Genomic DNA, 3287 nt, shown 5'->3' with positions numbered 1-3287 from the left:
GTAGTAATAGAAGCATTCTCCAATAAAATTCCAGTTATAGCTTTGAACTATGGAGCAATTTCTAATATTATTGATGATGGGGAAAATGGATACTTAGCAAATGATATAGAAACCTTTGTAACTAGAAGTATAGATTTAATTGAAAATAAGGAGTTACGACAAAAAATGGGAGAGCGAGCATTTAAAAAAGTTATGATTAAATATAATAGTAAGATCAATAATGAAAAGATAAATAAGTTATTATCAGGTAATAACTTTATGGAGAATTAGATGAAAAAAATTGATAAAATTTTAATTCTTTACATTATAGTTATAACCGCCTTGTATCATTTTTTTAAGTTAAACTTTTTTAAAGAAAATGAAGTAATAATAAGCTTTATAAGGGATTTTTCTATACTATTTATAGCAATTATAATGTTAATAAGAAATAGAGAAAAAATTAGAATGAGTAAAATATCATGGTTATTATCTATACTATTATTTATACAAATACTCATAGGCCTAATTAATGGGGAATCAATTCTAAAAAGTATGTATGATATAAGATATTTTATAATATGGCCATCTATTATATTTATTTCTTATAACATTGTTAATAGTAAAGAGCAATACTATATGATTTTAAGGGTTATGAAAAATATTGCTATTGCAATAGGTATATTAGGTATATATTTCAAAATAACAAACAATTTAGATTTTCTGGTTGTAAGATTCGGTGAATACGGAGTAAAGTCTATTTTACCAACTCATATTGAGTATGGACTTCTTATGTTTTTAGGATGTGCAATATCTATATATCTACAGCAAGAAAAAACTTACAAAAAAAATATATACATTACAGTCATAGAATTTATTATATTTACAATAGGAGTTTATTTCTCATTTAGTAGATTGAGTTATTTAGCGTACAGTACATTCATAGTTATATTTTTCAATTTTAAAATTATTAAGAATAAGATACTCAGAATAATTTTTTTATTATTAGAATTATCAACAATCATAATTGTAATACCCAATTTAATAAATGAAATAGATAATGTGAACCTGTTTAGTACTGCGTCACTTTTAGATAGAATATATAATATATGGCTTAATTTAAATGTGACTAATAAATTAATTGGAAATGGATTTGGAAGTATAGGAGTAAATAATAGTGTTTTAAACTCTCAATTTGATTTGATGTTAACGGATAATTTATTTGTAAGGATTTATTATACTTTAGGATTTTTAGGATTAGCTACAATTGTTTTAGGATTTATATTAATGATTCTAAAATCAAATAAAAATTTATTTTTGATAGCATTAGTAATATCTTTAGCACTAGCTGCATTATTTGGTGATATATTTACAATGATTCCTGTAATTCCATATTTATATATAATATTTGGAGCTATATTAAAACTTACAACAATTAAGGAGAAAATAAATTGAATGGTAAATTAAAGTTATTGTGTAAAATAAAGATATTTAAAACATTAATATACAATATTACATATAATAAATATTTTGATATTTCTAGTCTTAATAATATGTTGTTGATTTTTGGTAAGTCTAAGATTATAAAAGATAAAAAATCAGAGATAGAAATATATGGGAAAGCTTATATTGGATTTCCCATGATAAGTAAATTTTATATGGGACTAAATTATTCTACTTTACTTAATATAAATTGTAATTCTAGATTGATATTGAATAATAACGTTAGGTTAGGACCTGAAACAAAAATAGTGGTTGATAAAGGTGGAAGTATTTTTATAGGAGAAAATACATATTTTTCGGCTGAAAATAAAATAGTTTGCTACAATAATATAAGGATAGGGAATAACTGTGCAATATCTTGGGGAGTAAATATTATGGATAATGATGGGAAGAGTATTGATGGTAGAAATTATTTAGGAGATATCAACATAGGAGATGAATGTTGGATTGGAGCTGGTGCAACTATATTAAGAAATACCAAAATAGGAGAAGGTAGTATTGTAGCAGCTAATGCGGTTGTTAAGGGGATTTTCCCGGAAAAGTGCATAATAGCTGGTAATCCAGCAAAGATTATAAAAGAAAATATTTCTTGGAGATAAGATATTAGAAAAATTATTGAAAGTAGATGATATTAAAATTTATATAAAGGAATAATGGAGTGAATTCGAATGAATATTGGATTTGTTAGTACGTGGTTTGAAAGAGGAGCAGCTTATGTTACAAAATCTTATTTAGATTTATTGGAGAAAAAGCATAATGTATTTGTTTTTGCAAGAGCTGGTGAGGAATATGCTATTAATGATAGCAATTGGGATAAGGATTATGTTACTTGGGGAAGTAGAATGTGGGGCACTGATATATACTGGCGAGAATTAAGGAAATGGATAGTTAAGAATAGTATAGATATTATATTTTTTAATGAACAAGCAGAGATAGAGCCGATTTTGAAATTAAAATTAAATTTTCCTAATATAAAGGTTGGAAGTTATATAGATTACTATACTCCCAAAAGTATATCAGACTTTAATAATTATGATTTTTTGATTTGTAACACTTTAAGGCACTATAGTGTTTTTAAAAATCATAAGCAATGCTACTATGTTCCATGGGGGACTAATATAGATTTATATAAATATAATGTGAAAAAGAGTAAGGAGCTATGTTTCTTTCATTCATGTGGAATGTCAAATAGGAAAGGTACAGATTTACTTATTGAAACTTTTATAGAGTTTGGATTATATAAAGAATCTAAACTAATTATTCATACACAAAAACCTATAAATGAAATAATTTCGTTAAAATATAAAGATTTTGAGAGATATAACATAGAAATAATAAATAAAACAGTCTCTCCTCCAGGATTATATTACTTAGGTGATGTTTATGTATATCCAACATATTTAGAAGGGCTAGGCCTTACTCAATTTGAAGCATTATCAAGTGGATTACCTGTAATAGTTCCAAATAATCAGCCCATGAATGAAATAATAAATGATAATATTGGTAAGTTAGTAGAGATAGACTTATATAAAACTAGACAAGATGCTTATTATTGGCCTTTATGTGTAGTAAAAAAAGAAGATTTAGCTAAAAAAATGTATTACTATATAGAGAATAGAAGTAAGCTTATAAAAGAGAAAGAAACATGTAGAAAGTATGCTGTAGAGAGATTAAATTGGAGTGATAGAGAGAGTCAGATTTTAGATATTTTTGAAAATTCTAAGGTATTTCAAATAAAAGATACTGACATATTAAATCAATTAAAAAATATTAGAAATAAAAAGATAAAGTATTTTATTAAATCTTTT

Annotated in this window: 4 protein-coding genes; all 4 read left to right on the top strand. The window is 24.9% G+C overall.

Annotated elements, in window-relative coordinates:
* Positions 1-270: glycosyltransferase (locus E6248_RS14700; RefSeq protein WP_316341531.1), on the top strand; the 270-nt coding region annotated here is incomplete at its 5' end.
* Positions 271-1431: a hypothetical protein gene (locus E6248_RS14695; RefSeq protein ID WP_316341530.1), complete on the top strand. Its 1161-nt coding sequence runs from the start codon at positions 271-273 to the stop codon at positions 1429-1431. It begins immediately after the preceding gene.
* A complete protein-coding gene (locus E6248_RS14690; protein WP_316341529.1) occupies positions 1428-2078 on the top strand; it encodes an acyltransferase in 651 nt (216 codons plus the stop codon). Before E6248_RS14695 ends, E6248_RS14690 begins: the two co-directional genes overlap by 4 nt.
* 69 nt (positions 2079-2147) lie before the next feature.
* A partial coding sequence (locus E6248_RS14685) for a glycosyltransferase (RefSeq protein ID WP_316341528.1) occupies positions 2148-3287 on the top strand: 1140 nt, incomplete at its 3' end.

This window comes from Clostridium sp. (genome assembly GCF_032552055.1).
In the GTDB taxonomy this organism is placed as follows: domain Bacteria; phylum Bacillota; class Clostridia; order Clostridiales; family Clostridiaceae; genus Clostridium.
Note: the sequence above shows the minus strand (reverse complement) of the source record. Positions and strands in the feature narration are given on the sequence as shown.